This is a genomic window from Paenibacillus flagellatus (assembly GCF_003217775.1).
Classification (GTDB): Bacteria; Bacillota; Bacilli; order Paenibacillales; family NBRC-103111; genus Paenibacillus_AB; species Paenibacillus_AB flagellatus.
Genome location: NZ_QJVJ01000002.1, coordinates 59,237 through 78,511, shown reverse-complemented (window position 1 = coordinate 78,511; position 19,275 = coordinate 59,237). Strand labels below are relative to the sequence as shown.

Genomic DNA, 19,275 nt, shown 5'->3' with positions numbered 1-19,275 from the left:
CTCATCGCCCCCCGTCCCGCGGCGGCTCCCGGACGGACGGAACGTCCAGCCGCTCCTTCACGCCGCCCAGCCGGTCCCGCAAGCCGAATTCCGTCTGCTTCCGGACCATCTCCCGGTTGATGTCGAGCACCGCTTTCTCCAGCGACTCCCGGATATTGCGGCGGTTGATCACGACGCCGTTCCACGCGAAATCCATCTGCCTTGCGGTAAAATAGCCTCCCGGCACCTGCGGCGCTTCCTTGAACCATCTCATCTGCTCCTCGATCGTCTTCCGGTGCTCCGCCGGCCACGGCAGCCCGCCGAACGCCTCGCGGTTCGCCGTATTCCAGCGGTATTCCGGACCGAACAGCGCCTCCACCTCCCGTCCGAACCGTTCCTGGGTCGAGGCCGACGCCCACCATTTCAAAAACGCCCACGCCTCCGCCTTCTTCTCCGTCTTGCCGAACGCGACGGCGGCTTGCATCCCGCCCCCCGACCATCTCGCCACCGTTCCGTCCGCGCGCTTCGTCCCCGGAATCGGAGCGATCGCCCATTTCCCGGCGATTTCCGGCGCCGCGAACTGGAGCTGCAAGTACGTGTTGAAATCGATGACCCCGATCGGGATGCCGCCCTGCCGGAAATGGGTGAAGAAGCTGGGCACCTCCCGGGGAAGCTGGTACAGCGTGAACATTTCGGTCCACTGGCGGAATCCCGCGTACGCCTCCTCCGTATCGAGCGCGGAGCTCATCCCGTCCGGCGCGTAAAGCTCGGCTCCGTTCTGGTACAGGAACGTCTGGTAATCTTTCGGGTTCAAATAAAAGTCGTAGCCGTTCTGCTGCAAATTCGGGAGCATCCGGTACAGCTCTTCCCACGTATCCGGCGGCGACAGCCCGAGTCCCTTCAGGATGTCCGTCCGGTACGCCAGCACTTGGAAGCTCTGCACCTCCGGCAGGGCGTAATCGCCCCCCTTGTAATGGAACGCCCGCAGCGCTCCGGGATGGAACGCCCCCGCCGTCTCCGGATAATCGGGAAATTGCGACAGGTCGAGCAGCGCGCCCCGCGAGGCGAAATCGACCGGCATCGCCTGGTCGACGCCGAGCGCGACGTCGGGGCGGATGCCCGCGGCGTTGCCAAGCACGAACAGCTGCGGGTCGGGCACGATGTTGACGTTCACGGCGATTCCCGTCGCCGGGGTGAACGTCTCCTCGGCCAGGCGTCCGATCAGCGACGCGTAATCGCGGTTGCGGTTGACCCAGACGTCGATGGCGTCCGGATCGTCCTTGCGGAAGTCGTAATCGATCGTAAACGTGCGGAAGAACGAGCGGACCGCATAGGCCGCCGTCTCCAGCCCGTTCGGCAGCAGGCGCGGAAGCCCGGCTCCCGGCTCCGCCACCCAGAAGCTGTCGAGCGCAAGCGATTGGTCGGTCAGCCGGTACAGCCATTGCGACAAGTTTTTTTGCATCGACGCGAACCGGTTCATCTCGTTCGGGATGTCCGCCGGACGGTCGGCCATCCCGTCCAGCTCGCGGGCCGCCGAACGGAGCGCCAGCTCGACGTCGGACGTCCCTCCCGACGTAACCGTTTTCATTTGCCCCGCCAGCTCGAGCATCCGGTCGGCCAGTTCGGTCAGCCGGGTCCGCAGATCGGGAATGTACGCTTCGAGATCCCAATCCCGGTTCGCGTCCGCATTGCCGCCCCCCGACGAAAATTTCTCGAAGTTGCCCGTCACTTTGCGCACCGCGAATTCGAGATCGGCGATTTGCCGGATGCCCGCTTCGATCCCTTCGCGGATCGGCGTCACCGGGTAGGCCGCCGTCGTCAGCCGCAGCGTATGCTTGCCCTTGGCGAGCGGAACGCGCAGCGGGCTTCCGTCCTCGCGCTCCAGCCGCTTCGTCTGCCATGCCGTGCCGTACGGAAACCGCTGGCGTCCGAGAGACGGCTCCGTCATCCGCCCGTCGATCCATACGGAACGGTACACGTAGACGTTGTTGATATAGCTCTGCATAAACTTGAAGCCGATTTCGTATTCGCCGCTCTCCGGCACCTCGAACTCCCATTCCACCCACTCGCCGCTGCGCCGGAACTGCTCGCCGCCGATCGCATTGTATCGGACGAGCCCGTCCGTCGGCGGCGTCGCCTTCGCGTTGTCGGCCGTCTGCAGCTGGATCGAGGCGTCCGACTTGCGGCGAATCGCCTCGGCCTCGTACAGCCGGTACCAGCCGCCCGCCCCGTCCGACCCGGCCCCGACGGCGGCGCCGTCGCCGGCCGTCTCCGGTTTCTCCGTATGTGCGGCGGGCAGCAGCCGAACGTCCCGAATGGCGATCGGCTGGCCGCGGCCGGTCAGCCGGACGGCATTCGCGCCCTTCTTCAGCTCCCAGCGGAGCGGAAGCGGATCCGCGCCATAGTCCGCGGCGTACTGCTCCTTCCAGCCCTCCGCCTCGACCGACCGGGGGCGGACGTCGTTGCCGAAGCCGTCCCGCTTCGGCGGGAACGTCTCATGAACGAACTCCCGCTTGAACGTCACATGCTCCGCTTCGCGAAACGGATACCGGCCGTTCACCTGAAGGCCGATGCCGATCCCGTCCTCGCGGTCGTCCGCGGCGTCGAAGACGAGACCGATCCGGTACAAGCCGTCGGCCGGCGCTTGAACGGTCCACTCGACCCAACTGCCGTCCGCGCCGCTCCAATGCAGCGCCCCGTCGGCGACCGTCACGGCCGCCGGATCGGAGGCGGCCGCGTAGGCCGGTCCCGTGACGACGACGGCCGCGGGGTCGGCCGGATCGAAAGGGGCGAACCGCCCGTCGGCGCCTCCCGGCGAACGGGCGTACGGGACAAGCGCCCTCGGCTCCCCGGCCGCGAGGGCGGCGGATGCCGGAGCGGGGCGGGACGGCGGCTCCTTGCCGTCGGCGGCGGAAGCGGTCAGAGCCGCCGGCAGCAACAGCGCCGCGGCGAGGACGAGCGCGAGACGCGGCTTGCCCGCCGTCAGCATAGAAGCTCCTCCGTCTCCGGATCGAACAGGTGGACGTCCTCCGTCGGAATACGCACCGTCGCCGGATCGCCTTCGATGCCTGCAAAGCCCAGCGGATCGACCCGGACGACGAGCCGGTGCTCCTCGTTGGACACGTGCGCGTAAGCGTCCGAGCCCATGAATTCGATCCGGTCGATCCGGCACGGGAACTCCCGGCCGTCCCCGCCCCCCGCCGGCCCGGCGCCGGAGCCCCGGCCGGGACGGCATTCCGCCTTCTCCGCGCGCACGCCCATCACGACGGCTCTCCGGCCGTACCCGCCTTCGAGCAGCCGCTTCCGTTTGTCGGCCGGCAGCGCCAAAGCGTACCGCTTCGTCTCGAAATAAAGCGTATCCCCTTCGCTGCGGATGCGGCCGTGGACGAAATTCATCGGCGGCGTGCCGATAAAGCCGCCGACGAACATGTTGCGCGGCGACGCGTATATGTCGCGCGGCGTCCCCACCTGCTGGATGACGCCGTCCCGCATGATGACGATGCGCGTCCCCATCGTCATCGCCTCGATCTGATCGTGCGTGACGTACAGGAACGTCGACTGCAGCTTCCGGTGCAGCCTCGTAATTTCCTCGCGCATCTGCACCCTCAGCTTCGCGTCGAGATTGGAGAGCGGCTCATCCATCAGGAAGACGTCCGGCTCCCGGACGATCGCCCTCCCCAAGGCGACGCGCTGCCGCTGACCGCCGGACAGCCGTCCCGGCAGCTTCGGCAAATGGTTTTCGATCTCCAGCACTTTGGCGGCGCGCGATACCCGCTCGTGCAGCTCGTGCTTCGCCACCTTTCGCAGGCGCAGGCCGAAGGCGATATTTTCGTATACCGACATATGCGGGTAGAGCGCGTAATTTTGAAACACCATCGCGATATTGCGGTCTTTCGGCGGGACGTAGTTGATCATTCGCCCGCCGATGTACATCTCGCCCTCCGTGATGTCCTCCAGCCCGGCCAGCATGCGCAGCAGCGTCGATTTGCCGCAGCCGGAAGGCCCGACCAGCACGAGAAACTCCCCGTCCGATACGTCCAGATGGAAATCGTCCACGGAATACCGCCGTTCGGACGGGTACTTTTTGCGGACATGTCGAAACGATACGCTTCCCACGGCGTTCACATCCTCCGTTCGGTGCCGATTATTTGAACTTGGCGGCCAGTTCCTGCAAATCTTTGTTCAACTTCTCCACCTTCGGCGGGAAGTAGTCGTACGGCGACTCTTCCTCGGCGAATCCTTTGACGGTCGCCCACGGCACGAACAGCCCGGCGTTGAGCGTCCCGCCCAGCCCTACGATCGTCGGATCGATCTTCGCCTTGCCGCTCGAATAGACGAGCGCCGCCGTGTTCAGTCCTTCGTACAGCTTGTTGGTTTTGAAATGGTTGACGATGTCCGGGTCGTTCGTATTCGGGAACGTTCCGCCCGCGTCGATCAGCAGCTTCTGGCCTTCGGCGGTCGCCGCCCAAAACTTGACGAACTCCCATGCCTCCTCCTTATGCTTCGACGCCTTGGAGACGAACATCGGGTTGTTGAAGGCGAGAGACGCTTGCGTCTTCGAGCCGGCCGGCATCGGCGCCACATCCCAGGCGAACTTGAGCGACGTCTTGAAGCCCGCGATGCTCGGCGACACGTGAAGGTGGAAGAGCGATTGGCCGTTCGTCCAGGTCGACCCTTGCGCCTCGGCGACGCCCGCCTCCTTGGACCGCCGCGGATTGAGCATGATGCCGTCCTTCTTGATCCAATCCTGCATCCAGGCCAAATCGTCGAGCACCTTCGGCTGATCGGCGACGCTTTTCGTCATGTCCGCGTTCAGCATATTGATGTTGTCGGCGTGCCCGTTGACGTAGGGCAGAACGGTCGCGCCAAATTGGAACCAGGACGAATGGTTCGATATGCCGTAATGCTTCTCCGCCGGGTTCGTCGCTTTCTTCGCCATCGCCTTCAGGTCCTCCCACGTCCAATTGTCCTTGGGAGCCTCCAGTCCGTACTTGGCGAGCAGATCCTTGTTGTAGAAGACGACGAAGACGTCGTTGCCCCGGGAGAGGGCGTACTGTTTGCCTTTCCACTGGAACGTCTCCAAATGTCCGGGCAAAAACGGATACTTCTTGAACTCGGGATCCTTGGACGTCCACGGCGTCAAATCCTCCGCGAAATCTTTGGTCACCGTATCGGGAAAATTGTTGTGCCAGAACACGTCGATCGGATCGTTCGCCGCGATGCTCTCGGTCAGGGCGTTGTACACGCCTCCGGGCCCGTTCTGCACGAAAATCCATTCCACCGTCACGTTCGGGAACTTCTTCGTAAACGCTTTCGGAATCGCTTGAAAGCCTTCGTTTTCTTTGGGCACCCAGGTGGCCACCTTCAACGTGACCGGCTCGTTCGATTTCTTCGGCGCCGGTTCCGCCGGGGCTTCGTCCGTCCCGGCTCCGCTCGACCCTCCGCAAGCCGCCAGCGCCGCGGCCAGCAGCACCGTCATCGCCGACGTCGCCATCCGGCGCGCTCCGTATCGCTTCATTCGCTCATCCCCCATGAATCGATTTGACTTCGCGTTCATTATATATAACAAAATATACTTTAACAAGATATTTTTTATACAAAATTATTTAATGTATACTTTTATCAAAATATACTCGAGTTTATTTCGGTTTCGCTGCAGATGGAATTTCGCTCGATAATCCTTTAAAATTGCGCAATCCAGCCGCATTCCTTCACGTCCGACGCGTTGCCGCTTGAATTCGAGTTTGTTTTAAAGTATACTTTGCACAATAAGGAGTGCGATCACATGGCGGAACCACATATTCCGAAATACCAGCAAGTTTTCCTCGAGCTGAAGCGGAGCATTTTGAACAACGACTTCGCACCCGACGAACCGTTTCCGAGTCAGGAAAGCTTGACCGAGCAGTTCGATACGAGCGCGATTACGATTCGGAGAGCGTTGGAGGAATTGGTCGATGAGGGGCTCATCTATCGGGTTCGGGGCAAAGGAACGTTCGTAAGGGGCGTCCACGCGCCTCCTCCCCCCGCTCCGGAAGGGTTGAAGCGGATTTATATCGGCTTGCCCGGCGCCAAGTCGCTGTTGATCGAGGAACGATACTACGGCGATTTGCTGGACGGCGTCGAGGCGTATTGCCGGGAGCGCGGCTTGGAGCTGTACTGCTGGAATTACGACAGAAGCGAGGATTTCCCGGAGGGGGCGGACGTCGGGGTTATTCTGGTCCCCCATCCGTTGTTTCCCGTCGAGCGGCTGCACCGGTGGAAAAGCGAAAACCGCCGGCTCGTCACCGTTCATTTCTATTACCCGCATCTGGATATCCCGTACGTCATCATCGACAACCTGACGGGAGGCTACTTGGCCACCCAGCATTTGCTGACGCTCGGCCATAAGCGGATCGGCATCATTTTGACGGGCAATTCGCTGTACGACATGAACCAGGAATTTTCGCTCCGGCTGCAAGGCTACCGGCTCGCCCTGCAATTGAACCATATTGCGATGGACGAGCGGCTCGTGGCGATGATGCCCGGGGATACGGAGGCGGAAGCGATGGGCTACGAGGGCATTCTCCGTCTGCTCGATCAGGACGATCCGCCTACGGCGGTGTTCGCCACAAGCGACGTGAAGGCGATCGGCTGCCTCCGCGCTTTGGAGGAGAGGGGCGTTCGCGTTCCCGAGCGGCTCAGTCTCGTCGGCTTCGACGACATCCGGATCAGCCGGTTCGTCTATCCGGGGCTGACGACCGTCAACCAGAACACGTACCAGATGGGCGTTCGCGCCGCCGGGCTGCTGTGCGGGCACGTGCCGGGCGCATCCGATGCGGCGCCGACGAAGGAGGAGATCGTGCCGGCGTTGGTCGTGCGGGGAAGCACGGCGCCGCCGGCGGCCGGCGGCCCTTCGGATCGATAACGGGGGCTCCATGGGCTCTCGATGGAGCCGCATACTTTTCATCGCGATTGCCGTCTCTCCCGTCCGTTTTCGGACGGGAGATTTCGGCGTACGCTTGCAACGGCCGGGCATGCTCGCGCATTCGCGCATCCGGGCTGACTTTTTCTTTTTCGCCGGCTTTCGTTTTTCGGATACCGGCGAGATCGAATCGTTCTCTCCACGTGAAGCGGTCCGAGAACGGGCTTGCTTCCCCCGTAACTGCCCTTCCTTCCTGCAGACAGACCTCTCCCGTGTACTCAAATATTCCGGTTCTAGTTCGCTCCCTGCTCCCTTACGACCTTCATGCCGTAATAGTTGTCGAAGACGAGCAGCAGTTGCAGAGGGATCACGAAAATGAGAAAACCCGCTATCCGCTTGAACCGAATCGATTTGCCGGCCGCGGATGGGCAAGGCTATTGGGTTGCACAAGGCCGCGGATCGTCTTGCCCTGTCGCCGGGAATGGGCTCGACGTCGGCTGGAACCGTCTTCCCCGGTGCCGCATATGGTACCATCGGGAGCAGTGCGGGAGCGGATTTGGTGCAATCGGATGGATTGCGGCTTTGCCTGATCCATGTCCGATTTATACCAAAATCAATCGATGCAATTCGATGAGGTGCGACCGCGCCAAGCGGTAGATTTTGGTGCAACCGGATGGATCGCGGCTTTGCCTGATCCATGTCCGATTTATACCAAAATCAATCGATGCAATTTGATGAGGTGCGACCGCGCCAAGCGGTAGATTTTGGTGCAACCGGATGGATCGCGGCTTTGCCTGATCCATGTCCGATTTATACCAAAATCAATCGATGCAATTCGATGAGGTGCGACCGCGCCAAGCGGTAGATTTTGGTGCAATCGGATGGATTGCGGCTTTGCCTGATCCATGTCCGATTTATCACTTTTCCTTATCGGTTTCGCAAATGTTCATGATGAACGAAAGTCGGCGCGCGGCATAGCGAAATCGCCGGGAAATTACGCTGAAATCGGCTTTCGGGCCTTCACGGACGAACCGCTTTTTCCAAAAATAACATAATGTGCAACTCGTATTGACAGTATCCCCCAGCGGTGATACGATTGCACCCATAATAATCCCTACTTTATTTATAGGATTAATTGGTCAACCGGTCAACCGGAGACGTTTCGCCTTATGGCGGGGGAGAAGTGTCTGATCCAAAACCAACCTTATAAACGAAAAAAGAGGAGTCTGAACCGTATGAAAAAACCGATTTTGCTTACCGCCATCTTCGCCTTGCTGCTCGGAAGCTTGACCGCCTGCGGAGGAGGAACGACCGCGTCGGGCGGCGACAAGACGCCTGCCGCCGGCTCCGACAAACCGGCGACGGCGGGGTCGACCGACGCGAAGACGACGCCGAAGCCTCCGGTCGAGCTGCTGAACGTATCCTACGACCCGACGCGCGAGCTGTACGAAGAATATAACAAAGCGTTCTCGAAATATTGGGAAGGCAAAACCGGCCAAAAGGTGACCGTCAAACAATCGCACGGCGGCTCCGGCAGCCAAGGCCGCTCCGTCATCGACGGCATCCAGGCCGACGTCGTCACGCTGGCGCTCGCCTACGACATCGACGCGATCCAGGAGAAAGGGCTGATCAACGCCGACTGGCAAAAACGGCTGAAGGACAACAGCTCGCCGTACACGTCCACCATCGTGTTCCTCGTCCGCAAAGGCAACCCGAAAGGAATTAAGGACTGGAACGATCTGATCAAGCCCGGCGTCAGCGTCATTACGCCGAACCCGAAAACGTCCGGAGGCGCCCGCTGGAACTACTTGGCCGCTTGGGGCTACGCGCTGAAAAACAACAACAACGACGAAAACGCGGCGAAAGACTTCGTCTCCAAGCTGTTCAAAAACGTACCGGTGCTCGATTCCGGCGCCCGGGGCTCCACGACGACGTTCGTCGAGCGCGGCATCGGCGACGTTCTGCTCGCATGGGAGAACGAAGCGTTCCTGTCGCTGAAGGAGTTCGGCGCCGACAAGTTTGAAATCGTCGTGCCGTCGCTCAGCATTTTGGCGGAGCCGCCCGTTTCGCTCGTCGATAAAGTCGTCGACAAAAAAGGTAGCCGCGAAGTCGCGCAAGCGTACCTCGACTATTTGTACACCGAGGAAGGCCAAGACATCGCCGCGAAAAACTTTTACCGCCCGCGCCTCGAGTCGGTCGCCAAAAAATACGAAAAGCAGTTCCCGAAAATCAACCTGATTACGGTCGACGAACAGTTCGGCGGTTGGCAAAAAGCCCAAAAAACGCATTTCGCGGACGGCGGCATTTTCGATCAAATTTACAAACCGGCCAAGTAACGACCGGAATCAAGGTGACAGGAGTGACCTGAACCGTGGCATCCTCCACAAAAACACGATCCGTATTACCCGGCTTCGGCCTATCGATGGGCTTCACCGTCTTGTATTTGAGCTTGATCGTGCTGTTCCCGTTGGCCGGCATCGTCATCAAGTCGACCGGCCAAAGCTGGAGCAAGTTTTGGGAGACGGTCACCGATCCTCGCGTGATCGCCTCCATCCAGGTCAGCATCGGCACCGCCTTTTACGCCGCGATCGTCAACGCCGTATTCGGCCTCGTCGTGGCGTGGGTGCTGGTGCGCTACACGTTTCCCGGCAAGCGGCTCGTCGACGGCCTCGTCGACTTGCCCTTCGCCCTGCCGACGGCCGTGGCGGGCATCGCCTTGACCGCCATCTACGCCCCGAACGGCTGGCTCGGAAGCTTCTTCGGCCAATTCGGCATCAAAACCGCTTATTCGCCTCTCGGCATTACGTTCGCCCTCATCTTCATCGGTTTGCCGTTCGTCGTCCGGACGATTCAGCCCGTGCTCGAGGACTTGGAAAAGGACGTCGAGGAAGCGGCCGCTTCGCTCGGCGCCTCCCGGTGGCGGACGTTCCGCAGCGTCATCTTCCCGGCCGTCCTGCCGTCTCTCTTGACCGGCTTCGCCCTGGCGTTCGCCCGGGCGATCGGCGAATACGGCTCGGTCGTGTTCATCTCCGGCAACATGCCGATGAAGACGGAGATCGCCCCGCTGCTAATCCGGACGAAGCTCGAGCAGTACGATTACACCGGCGCCACCTCGATCGCCCTCGTCATGCTGATCCTTTCGTTCGTGCTGCTGTTCGTCATCAACGTGCTGCAATGGCGCGCCAGCCGTCGCACGATTCAAGCCTAAGGAGGAAATCGACATGGCCGGTACCGTAGCCGCCCGCACGACCGCCGCTCCCGCTAGCCGACCCCGGACGACCGCCACGAGCGAGTCCGCCGCCGTCAAGTGGGTGCTCATCGGCATCGCCTTGCTGTTCATCGGCGTGGTGCTCATCCTGCCGCTCATTACCGTCTTCACGCAAGCGTTCAAAAAAGGAGCCGACGTATTCTTCGAAGCGCTCGTCGATCCGGAGGCGCGCTCGGCCGTCCGGCTGACGCTCATCACCGCCGCCGTCGCCGTTCCGCTCAATACCGCATTCGGCATCGCGGCGGCGTGGGCGATCGCCAAGTTCCAATTTCGCGGCAAGCAGCTGCTCGTCACGCTGATCGACCTGCCGTTCGCCATTTCCCCGATCATCTCGGGTCTCATCTTCGTGCTGCTCTTCGGCGCACAAGGATGGTTCGGGCCGTGGTTCATCGAGCGCGGCTTCCCGATCATCTTCGCGCTGCCGGGCATCATCCTGGCCACCATCTTCGTCACGTTCCCGTTCGTCGCCCGCGAGCTGATCCCGCTCATGCAGGCGCAGGGCAACCAGGAGGAGGAGGCGGCCGCCAGCCTCGGCGCAAGCGGCTGGACGACGTTCCTCCGGGTGACGCTCCCGAACATCAAGTGGGGGCTTCTCTACGGCGTCATCCTGTGCAACGCGCGCGCCATGGGCGAATTCGGGGCCGTTTCCGTCGTATCCGGCCATATTCGCGGCGAGACGAACACGATCCCGCTGCACGTGGAAATTTTGTACAACGAATACAAGATGGCGGCGTCGTTCGCGGTCGCTTCGCTGCTCGTCCTGCTCGCGCTCGTCACGCTGATCGTCAAAAGCTTCGTCGAATGGAAGCACCATCAGGCCGTAGCGGCCGCTCAAGCGGAGCGCCCGGAGCTTACGGGAGGGAACTGATATGTACATCGAAGTGAATCAATTGAGAAAAACGTTCGGCGGCTACATCGCCTCCGACGACGTCAGCTTCGGCATCGAGAAAGGCCGCCTCGTCGGACTGCTCGGGCCGAGCGGCGGCGGCAAGACGACGATCCTCCGCATGCTGGCGGGGCTGGAGACGCCCGATTCCGGCGATATCTACATCGACGGCAAACGGGTGAACGACGTGCCCGCGCAGCAGCGGGGCATCGGCTTCGTCTTCCAAAACTACGCGCTGTTCCGCCATATGAGCGTATACGACAATATCGCCTTCGGCTTGACCGTCCAAAAGAAGCCGAAAGCCTACATCAAGGCGCGCGTCTCCGAGCTGATCGAGCTGACCGGCTTGAAAGGGCTGGAGAAGCGGTACCCCAACCAACTGTCCGGCGGCCAGCGCCAACGGGTGGCGTTCGCCCGAGCGCTCGCGCCGGAGCCGCATCTGCTCCTCCTCGACGAACCGTTCGCGGCCATCGACGCGAAGGTGCGCAAGGAGCTGCGCGCCTGGCTGAAATCGACGATCGAGCGGATCGGCATCACGACGATTTTCGTGACGCACGACCAGGAGGAAGCGGTCGAGGTCGCCGACGAGATCATGATCGTAAGCGGCGGCCGGCTCGAGCAGAAAGGCTCCCCGATCGACATCTACAAAAACCCGCATACGCCGTTCGTCGCCGGCTTCATCGGCGAATCGAGCCAGCTGCCGGAGCCGTCCCGGCTGAAAGGCTTCGAGGATGAGCTGCCCGGGGCCAAAGCGATCATCCGGCCCGAATTCGTCGAGATCGGCAAGCCCGGCGAGCTGGCGACGCCGCTGGCCGCCGAGACGGGCGTCGTGCGCAACGTCTTTTTCCGCGGAAGCAGCTGGCAGGTGGAGGTGCAGCTCGGTACCCAGTCCGTCTTCGCTTACCGCTCGCTGGAGAAGGAGGCGCTCCGTCCCGGCGACGAGGTGCTCGTCCTCATTCACCGGCTCTACCTGTTCAACGACGAGCATTCGCGAATCGTGGAAAACGGCATGAAAACCGACCCGATGCCCGTGAACATTTGAAGGGCCGGAGCGGCCGGCATCCGGCCGCAACGAGAGGTGCCGTCCGAAGCGACTTTAGGCGATAAGGAGGGATGCGGTATGAGCGGTCCCGTTGAATTGGACGACGTCTGGGCGCAGCGCATCTTGAACAGCGTGGAAGGCTTGGAGTACGGCAGCGTGCATATCGTCGTGCATGACGGCAAAATCGTGCAAATCGAGCGGACCGAACGGAAACGGTTCGATTCCGCATCGTCGGCCCCGCATGCGAACGAATCCGCCCGGTCCCCTGGCGGCAAACGCAAAAATAAGCGCTAGAGCGCAAAAAAGCTTCCGACCCGCGACGGGTATGGAAGCTTTTTTGTGCGAGGCGAAGCGGCGGGCGGAGTCGCCCCGGTCGATTCCGTCGTGCCGCTCCCCGTTTCGCACATGGCAGTCGTCACTTGGTAACCAGCAATCCCTCCGCCACTTTTTCAACGCGTTCATCTTTCAATGCGGGTCCCGCAACGTAGAAAAGCAAAACGTTCGCTATTCGGTATTTGCTGTGTGGGACGACGGTGGCCGCCGCCGTCTTCTCCTCAAAGTCCTTTAATCCTTTTTCAGCCTGTTGACCCGAGGAATAGACATAGATGCTGATAAGCTGATTTTCATGAATGGAATAAGCTTCGGGTGCGACTTGATTCAACATCCTTAAAAACACGTTTCCCGGATTCAATCCTTTCGGCTCCGACAACCGAATATCGTGCGCCTCGAACGTCGCTTTTATCTGTTCCGCGGTTAGGACGGTTTTATCGTTATCCCCCGCCTCATTGGCGCAGCCGACAATAATGAAACTCATCAATACCAATAGGATCGCGACGATTCTCACGAATTCCCTCCTCGGATGAATATAACGTCAAATAGGAAGACGCCATATATCGTAATAATGTTGCGGAATTTTGCGCTTTGGTGTAACGAGGCTGCCGCCGTTGTGTATACTAGCAGCTTCTTGCCGCTGCGCGCGAGGCCGGTGGCGGAAACGCTCCATTTTGATCGAAAGTGTTCCCGCTTGGCGTTCCCTTCGCCCGGATCCACGGATTTTCTCCCTGCTCCGCCCCGTTTTCGCCGCGGCTTTTTTCCATTCCAACAACATCGATTCGCCCGATTGACAGGGGGCAACGGCAGTGTTACGATGCAATCATCAAGTATTCCAACTAAACTTATAGGAATATAAGTAAATTAATTTGAACACATTGCGGAGGGATGAACGATGAGCAATGCGGTACAACTGGACGACGTTTGGACCGACCGGATTTTGGACAGCGTGAAAGGCTTGGAATACGGAAGCGTGCAAATTATCGTGCACGACGGGAGAATCGTCCAAATCGAGCGGACCGAGCGAAAGCGATTCGACGCCTTCGCCCAGAGCCACAACCGGCCCCAAGCCGTAAAACCGAAAGCCCGATAAGCCCGCCGGACCGCCGGAGGCTTTCGCGCCCCGCCTCCGTTTCGACGGATGCGCGTGCCGGAAGCCTCTTTTTTCTTTTCTATACTCCATATCGAAAGCAGGTGTCTATTATGCCCAACGTAGTTCTTCTTTCCGGAAGTCCGACCCCGTCCTCCCGCCTGAACGGCATTCTCGATTTCGCCCATACGACGCTGGAAAGCGCCGGCTTTCACGTCGAGCGGCTGCTCGTCCGAAATTTGCCGCCCGAGGCGCTCGTGCACGCCCGGTTCGACGACCCGGAAATCGTGAAAGCGACCGCGGCGATCGAGCGCGCCGACGCCGTCGTCATCGCCACGCCGGTATACAAGGCGGCGTATACGGGGCTATTGAAATCGTTCCTCGACCTGCTGCCGCAAAAAGGGCTCGTCCGCAAGCCGGTGCTGCCCGTCGCCATCGGCGGGACGATCGCGCATCTGCTGACGATCGATTACGCGTTGAAGCCCGTGCTGTCCGCCCTCGGCGCGACGCGCATCCAGACCGGCGTCTACATCGTCGACTCCCAAGTGCTGCGCGACGACCAAGGCCGTCTGCTCATCGAGGACGAGGCGCGCAAACGGCTGCACGACGCGCTGCTCGGGTTCGCCGAAGAGCTCGATACGGTCCGCGTGAACGTGTGACCCCGCCGCCATGTTATTCGACGACAAAAAGCTCGCATATGTCTATGCCGTCGTACTGATCGTTCTCGGCATCGCGCTTCTTCGCGGGTAGACGCCGCAAACGGCCGGCGAATGCGAGCAAACTCGCGTATCGGCCTGCTTCGTGGAGGAACGACCTCGATATTGCGATCGTTTTCGTTGTACGGGACGAAACGTCGAAGCTCTCCCACCGCTTTCGCTTCATTGGATTTTATCCAGCAGAATCATCCTAACCGGGCCGAACAGACACGGTTGGAGGAGAATCCATTGGATTTTTTTCCAATGAGGCGCTCTTATGGGTACCTGGCTGTACCCTTCTATTGGATGGAATCCAACAGAGACCCCGAGCACGGGCGACACGGTCGAGCGCCGGGCGGTTTATGCCGGCCAAGCCGGCGACACGGTCGAGCGCCGGGCGCCTCACGCCGGCCGATCCGCCACCCGCTGCGCCGCCGAGCACCGCCGCAAGCATCGCTATGCATGGCGGACGCTTCGCTTCCGCAAAGACACGCCTTCAAGGCGGCAATCTCGCGACAAAGGGCTTGCAGTCGACCTCCCGGCCGGCTCCAAGCCCCTCCCGTTCTCACCTCAATACTTCAACGTCCGGTCGGAAACGACCGCCGTTACCGGATGTCCGCCCGACGAGTTTTTGTGCCCGCACTCGAGCGGCGAAGGACCGACGAATTCGGTCTCCCTGCCCTCGATTCGCAGCACCCCCGGCTCCACTGTCACGATCGCATAGAGCGGATCGCGGTACGGCGCGGATATCGCCAATATCGGATACCGCTCCGACACTTCCTCGGAATAGCGCACCCGCTTGTAATCGCGTCCCATGTAGAAGTAAGACATGCTGTTGATATGGATGTAATACGTATCATCGATCACCTTGACGCCGTCCAGATGGTTGTGCCCGTTCATGCAGGCGACGACCTTGCGGCTCCCGTCCGCCCTCTTCGCTCCCCGCAGGACGGCCCGGAATGCGTCGGCGTTATGGATGCCGTAGTTGAAATCGTTATACGGCGACTCCAAATTTTGATGGCTGAACACGATCGTCGTCTTGTCCGTCGCCGCCAAATCCCGCTCCAGCCATTCGAGCTGGTCCGGCGACAAATGGTTGATCGCATCGCGATGCTTGTGGTAGTTGCCGAAGGCGTAATCCTCGTACTTCCCGTCCAGCAGCATATGGTTCGGGTCCAGCACGACGAAATGGTACGCGCCGCAATCGAACGAGTAGTAGTTGCGCTCCATTCCCCAAAAGTCCATAACCGTCCGCTTGTCGTTGCGATCCATGTCGTGATTGCCGAGCACATGATATTTCGGGCCGGGGAACCGGTTCCACAGCTGCAGAAACGGCCGGTTTTCCGGGATCGGGAAGCAAAAGTCGCCCAGCTGGACGATGAAGTCGACCCCGGCCCGCTCCATGTCGCGGATGAACGTTTCGAGCCGCTCCTCCGCGCGGTACGAGAAATCGTGATGCACATCGGCCATAATGCCGAATCGGATCGTCGCGTTTGCCGTCATAAAATCCTCCGTCTTATTCTTTTACCGAGCCGAGCACGATGCCGTGAATGAAGTAGCGCTGCAGCAGCGGATAAATGATCAATATCGGTATCATGCTGACGAACACCTTGGCCGCGTTCAGTCCCTGATCCGATGTCTGCATTAACGTTTTCAACGTCTCCGGGTCCAAATCCTCCCATTGGGCCGGTTGAACCATCAACGTATTGATGTACGTTTGCAGCGGCATATGCTCCGGACTGTGCGTCAGCACCAAGCCGTCGAAAAACGCGTTCCAGTGTCCGACGACGCTGAACAGCGTCACTGTGGCCAGCGCCGGCAGCGACAACGGCAAATAAATCCGGAGCATCGTGTACCACGGCCCCGCTCCGTCCATCATGGCCGCCTCGTCCAGCTCCTTCGGCAAGTTGCGGAAAAAGTTCATGAGCAAAATGACGTTGAATACCGGCACGGCACCCGGCAGCACGAGCGCCCAGATCGTATCGATCAGCCCGAGCGAGCGGATCGTCGTATACCACGGGATGAGTCCGCCGTGAAACAGCATCGTGAACACGACCGCCCACATATAGACGTTGCGGCCGTAAAACCGCTTGCCGTCCCGCGACAGCGGGAACGCCATCAGGACGGTCAGCGCGAACTGCAGCGCGCCGCCCAGCGCCACCCGCTGAAGCGACACGCCGAACGAGGCGAAAAATTGCCGGTCCTGCAGCAGCGTCTTGTAGTTGGCCAAGCTGAAGTCGACCGGCAGCACCGTGACCCGCCCCGCCGAGACGGCCGCCTTTTCGCTGAACGAGATGGCGACCGAATTGAGGATCGGGAACAGGGAGACTGCCGCGACGACGATCAAGGCGAGTGCGATGCAGCCGTCGACCGCCCGGGTTCCTCTGCTTTTGCCGTAGATGACCACGCGATTCCCCCCTTTCTGACGTCTCAAAAAATCCGGTAATTGGCGAACCGGGCGGCCAACTGATACGAGAGGACGATGAGGACGAAGCCGACGACCGACTTCATCAGCCCGACCGCGCTGGCGATCCCGTATTGCGATTGAATCAATCCGACGCGGTACACGTACGTGTCGATCACGTCTCCCGACGCGTAGACGAGCGGATTGTACAAATTGAGCACCTGCTCGAAGCCGGCGTTCAGCACGTTGTCGAGCGACAGCGTCAGCAGCAGGACGACCGTCGTCGCGATGCCCGGCAGCGTAATGTAGCGCATCTTCTGCCAGCGCGAAGCGCCGTCGATTTCGGCCGCCTCGTACAGCGAAGGGTTGATCGCGGTCAACGCCGCCAAGTAGACGATCGCCTTGAAGCCGAACTCTTTCCACACGTCGCTGCCGACGAGCACGAACGGAAACCACGAGTTGCTGCCGAGGAACAGAATCGGCTCGACGCCGAACGCCCCGAGCGCCTGATTGACGATGCCGCGCAGCGACAACATGTTCACGACGATGACGGACAGGACGACCCACGACATGAAATGGGGCAAGTACACGATCGTCTGCACCCACCGTTTGAAGTACCGTACCCGGATTTCGTTCAGCAGCAGCGCGAACAGAAGCGGGACGATCAGGTGCGCGACGATTTTCATGGACGCGATGTAGATCGTATTGAAAAATATTTCGCGGCTGTCGGAAATTTGGAACATGAACTTGACGTTGTCGAGCCCTACCCACGGCGATCCCCAGATGCCCTTCGCGGGCAAAAACTTTTTGAACGCGATGACCGCCCCGAGCATCGGATAAAATTGGAAGATCGCAAGCACGATCATACCGGGCAGCAGCATGAGGTGGTAATGGATTTGGATGCGTTTCGGCTCCATTACTTGAGACGCTCCGCTTCCTTCTCGATTTCCTTCGTAATTTCGTCGCCGCCCTGCCTCTTCCATTCGGAGACGAACGTATCGAAGTAGTCGACCGGCTTGTCGCCGACGATGATGCGGATGAACGCCTCGTTTTCGAGCTTCGCCAAGTTCGCCCATTTCAGCTCCATCGTTTTCGTTATGCCGTAAAATTGGCTGTACACTTCCGTCACGTTCGGACTGAGCGGAATTTGGCCGCCGTGAAATTGGTACAGCACGTAAGCCCAATCCTGCGGCGACGCCTTGAGCGCGTCCATGCCTTTCAAGTAGTTGTCGTAAATGCCCACGTCCGACGGTGGCAACTGGTCCCGCTTCAGCTTGCCGGCGGCGGCGTCCTGGAACCGCTGAAACCGGTCGAGCACCGTGTTCTTCGTGCGGAACGTCGCCTGGATCGGGCGAACGGTCCAGTTCGTACCCGGGCTGTCGGCGTACGGTCCCGGCGTGGACGCCTTGTTGTTGTCCAGCTCGGCGAACAAATTGATCAATTTGAGAATCGCTTCCGGGTGCTTGGCGCCTTTCTTCACGACCATGATGCGGCCCATCGGGTTCGGCTGTCTCGCGTGCAGCTTGCCGTCGGAGGCGACGAGCATGTAGGCGCCCCATTCCGCGTTTTTGTCGTTTTTGACCGAATCCGCCAGCGCTTTCATCGGCGCCCATGTATAGCCGAGCGAGATGCCCGCCTTGCCGGCGCTTATGTCTTTGGCGAACTGGTCGGGCTTGATCGTCCCGAACTCTTTGTCCAGCAGCCCGGATGCGTACCAGTCCCGCAGCTTGCCGAGCGCCTGCTTCATCTCCGGCTGCGTGGAGCCGTACACGATTTTGCCGGACGCGTCCTTCGTCCATATTTTCGGGAACGCCTTGTAGGCGGTGAACACTTGGTCCAGCGAATTGTAGCCCATCGTCGACGTGACGAAGGACGACGTGCTCTGCAGCCCGAACGTATCGGCCTTGCCGTTCTTGTCCGGATCCTGCGAAATGAACGCCCGGGCCACCTTCTCCAGATCGTCGACGGTGATCGACGGCTTCAGCTCGATGTTGACGTTGCGGAGCCAGTCGTTGCGGATCCAGACGACGCCGTCGTTATCGTGGGCCGGCACGGTGGACGGAATGCCGAGCATTTTCCCGTCGTACGTCACTTTTTTGAGAAACTCCGGGCCGAAACCCGAGATGACCTCCTTCAGCAGCGGAGAGGCATAGTCCCGGTACGGCTTCGTCATATCTTCGAGCATGTCCGATTCGGCCAATATTTTGAATTGTCCTTCGGACACGAACAGGAAGTCGGGCACGTCGTTGCTCGAGATGAGCAGGCTTACCTTCTCCTCGTAGCCCGATTGCGGCACCTCGAAGGCGTGCTCGATCTTGATGTTCAGCTTGTCCTCGATCAGCCGCGTATACCGGTTGTCGGTCAGCGTGTCGCCGGAGCCTTCCGGCCATTTCACGTCGCCGGGATTGTAAAACCCGATCTTGATCGCGACCGGCTCCTTGTACTTGCCCATCGGCTCCGGTTGTTCCGCCGCAAGCGACGTACCGGCCTTTCCCGGATCGTCCGCTTCCTTCGCACCGCCGCAGCCCGATACGGCCATCATCGCGGCCGCCGCCAGCAGCAAGCCCGCTCTCGTCGTCGTTCGATTCACTTGGCACTCCCCCATGTTTGACCAAAGTTTGGCGTTCCGTCTCCATCGTACATCGCCGCCCCGACGAAGCGTGAGCCAGCTTTGCCGCTG

At 60.4% G+C, this 19,275-nt stretch carries 16 protein-coding genes; 8 read left to right on the top strand and 8 right to left on the bottom strand.

All coding sequences use genetic code 11. From position 1 onward, the window contains the following. Position 1: 1 nt before the first annotated feature. The 3 genes from DLM86_RS04090 to DLM86_RS04080 are packed head-to-tail and all read right to left on the bottom strand — an operon-like array spanning position 2 to position 5,497. Positions 2 to 2,968, bottom strand: coding sequence for an extracellular solute-binding protein (locus DLM86_RS04090; protein WP_110838707.1), 2,967 nt, complete (start codon positions 2,966 to 2,968; stop codon positions 2 to 4). After that, positions 2,962 to 4,095 (bottom strand): ABC transporter ATP-binding protein, encoded by a 1,134-nt coding sequence (locus DLM86_RS04085; RefSeq protein WP_110838706.1) that lies wholly within the window; start codon positions 4,093 to 4,095, stop codon positions 2,962 to 2,964. Before DLM86_RS04085 ends, DLM86_RS04090 begins: the two co-directional genes overlap by 7 nt. 28 nt (positions 4,096 to 4,123) lie before the next feature. Then, entirely contained in the window at positions 4,124 to 5,497 is a 1,374-nt protein-coding gene (locus DLM86_RS04080) for an ABC transporter substrate-binding protein (protein ID WP_158289313.1), read from the bottom strand. A 267-nt stretch (positions 5,498 to 5,764) separates the two neighbouring features. On the opposite strand from DLM86_RS04080, the gene DLM86_RS04075 reads away from it, so the two are divergent. The 6 genes from DLM86_RS04075 to DLM86_RS04050 all read left to right on the top strand — a co-directional run bounded on the left by DLM86_RS04075 (position 5,765) and on the right by DLM86_RS04050 (position 12,370). Next, a complete protein-coding gene (locus tag DLM86_RS04075; protein WP_110838704.1) occupies positions 5,765 to 6,883 on the top strand; it encodes a GntR family transcriptional regulator in 1,119 nt (372 codons plus the stop codon). Positions 6,884 to 8,115: 1,232 nt separating this feature from the next. Then, on the top strand, positions 8,116 to 9,216 hold the full coding sequence (locus DLM86_RS04070; protein WP_110838703.1) for a sulfate ABC transporter substrate-binding protein: 1,101 nt from the start codon (positions 8,116 to 8,118) through the stop codon (positions 9,214 to 9,216). A 35-nt stretch (positions 9,217 to 9,251) separates the two neighbouring features. Then, positions 9,252 to 10,088 (top strand): sulfate ABC transporter permease subunit CysT, encoded by an 837-nt coding sequence (gene cysT, locus DLM86_RS04065; RefSeq protein WP_110838702.1) that lies wholly within the window; start codon positions 9,252 to 9,254, stop codon positions 10,086 to 10,088. Positions 10,089 to 10,101: 13 nt separating this feature from the next. Next, a complete protein-coding gene (gene cysW / locus DLM86_RS04060; protein WP_110838701.1) occupies positions 10,102 to 11,016 on the top strand; it encodes a sulfate ABC transporter permease subunit CysW in 915 nt (304 codons plus the stop codon). Between the two features lies 1 nt (position 11,017). Beyond that, a complete protein-coding gene (locus tag DLM86_RS04055; RefSeq protein WP_110838700.1) occupies positions 11,018 to 12,076 on the top strand; it encodes a sulfate/molybdate ABC transporter ATP-binding protein in 1,059 nt (352 codons plus the stop codon). A 78-nt stretch (positions 12,077 to 12,154) separates the two neighbouring features. Then, positions 12,155 to 12,370 carry a YezD family protein gene (locus tag DLM86_RS04050; RefSeq protein WP_110838699.1) on the top strand — a complete coding sequence of 72 codons (216 nt, stop codon included), beginning with the start codon at positions 12,155 to 12,157 and terminating at the stop codon, positions 12,368 to 12,370. 121 nt (positions 12,371 to 12,491) lie between these two features. Here DLM86_RS04050 and DLM86_RS32640 read toward each other — a convergent pair whose 3' ends face one another. After that, the gene (locus DLM86_RS32640; protein ID WP_245954345.1) at positions 12,492 to 12,920 is read right to left on the bottom strand and encodes a hypothetical protein; all 429 of its coding nucleotides are present in this window, start codon (positions 12,918 to 12,920) and stop codon (positions 12,492 to 12,494) included. Positions 12,921 to 13,301: 381 nt separating this feature from the next. Between DLM86_RS32640 and DLM86_RS04035 the strand changes: the two genes are divergently transcribed. Together DLM86_RS04035 and ssuE are read left to right on the top strand one after the other, a co-directional pair. Next, the gene (locus DLM86_RS04035) at positions 13,302 to 13,499 is read left to right on the top strand and encodes a YezD family protein (protein WP_110838697.1); all 198 of its coding nucleotides are present in this window, start codon (positions 13,302 to 13,304) and stop codon (positions 13,497 to 13,499) included. A 110-nt stretch (positions 13,500 to 13,609) separates the two neighbouring features. Continuing rightward, positions 13,610 to 14,155, top strand: coding sequence for an NADPH-dependent FMN reductase (gene ssuE / locus DLM86_RS04030; protein WP_110838696.1), 546 nt, complete (start codon positions 13,610 to 13,612; stop codon positions 14,153 to 14,155). 606 nt (positions 14,156 to 14,761) lie between these two features. Here ssuE and DLM86_RS04025 read toward each other — a convergent pair. Genes DLM86_RS04025 through DLM86_RS04010 form a run of 4 tightly spaced genes read right to left on the bottom strand, consistent with a single transcriptional unit; the run spans position 14,762 to position 19,185 of the window. Continuing rightward, positions 14,762 to 15,694, bottom strand: coding sequence for a metallophosphoesterase family protein (locus DLM86_RS04025; RefSeq protein ID WP_110838695.1), 933 nt, complete (start codon positions 15,692 to 15,694; stop codon positions 14,762 to 14,764). 13 nt (positions 15,695 to 15,707) lie between these two features. Then, positions 15,708 to 16,598 (bottom strand): carbohydrate ABC transporter permease, encoded by an 891-nt coding sequence (locus DLM86_RS04020; RefSeq protein ID WP_110838694.1) that lies wholly within the window; start codon positions 16,596 to 16,598, stop codon positions 15,708 to 15,710. A gap of 23 nt (positions 16,599 to 16,621) precedes the next feature. Then, positions 16,622 to 17,512, bottom strand: coding sequence for an ABC transporter permease (locus DLM86_RS04015; protein WP_110838693.1), 891 nt, complete (start codon positions 17,510 to 17,512; stop codon positions 16,622 to 16,624). Further along, positions 17,512 to 19,185 (bottom strand): extracellular solute-binding protein, encoded by a 1,674-nt coding sequence (locus DLM86_RS04010; RefSeq protein WP_158289312.1) that lies wholly within the window; start codon positions 19,183 to 19,185, stop codon positions 17,512 to 17,514. The genes DLM86_RS04015 and DLM86_RS04010 overlap by 1 nt, the downstream gene beginning before the upstream one ends. Positions 19,186 to 19,275: the final 90 nt, after the last annotated feature.